This window comes from Nitrosospira sp. NpAV (assembly GCF_000832065.1).
Lineage (GTDB): Bacteria > Pseudomonadota > Gammaproteobacteria > Burkholderiales > Nitrosomonadaceae > Nitrosospira.
In genome coordinates, this window is the sequence record NZ_JXQM01000195.1 from 1 (window position 1) to 593 (window position 593).

At 50.6% G+C, this 593-nt stretch carries 2 pseudogenes; one reads left to right on the forward strand and one right to left on the reverse strand.

What is annotated here, in order from left to right:
- Nucleotides 1-225, forward strand: a pseudogene (locus tag SQ11_RS15865) (cysteine--tRNA ligase); the annotation flags it as partial.
- Nucleotides 226-237: 12 nt separating this feature from the next.
- Here the strand turns inward: SQ11_RS15865 and SQ11_RS15870 are convergent.
- Nucleotides 238-593 (reverse strand): annotated as a pseudogene (locus SQ11_RS15870) (hypothetical protein); the annotation flags it as partial.

A 593-nucleotide genomic window follows, 5' to 3' on the forward strand; every position in this document is an offset into this window, starting at 1 on the left:
ATACTGGGTCTGTTACAGCAATCACCAAGGCAATATTTGCAACATCCCGCACACCCACAGAATGACCACCATTCCATAGAAGAAATTGAACGCATGATCCAGCAGCGACTACAGCCGCGCAAGGAGAAAAACTTTGCGCAGGCTGATGCACTGCGTCAGCAACTGGACGAAGCCGGCATTATTCTGGAAAACGGTCCGCAAGGAACAACCTGGCGACGACAATAACGCAGAATTTCATCAAGGTATTTGCCAGATATAAAGTGCGGCACCACTAAAATCATCCAGCTGGATACACCGATCAGGCATGACGCCTGGAACAGTAAAGGTGTTACTGATGAAAAGGCTACCCGGACGCATTTCCTGGCATACTTTCTCCCATAAACGAGGCATGGGCACAGGGGAAAGATAGGCATATACTACATCGTATCCAGACAGATCATACCGCCAGATGCTTTCCCATTGAAACCGGCAATCCTGCCCGGATAGCATTGCTCTCAACTTACTGATCCAGCAGGGCAACATGGCGGTCTCAATGCCGTGATAGCTGCCATGCGGCAACATCCGCGCCAATTTGCATACCAGCCCGCCACACC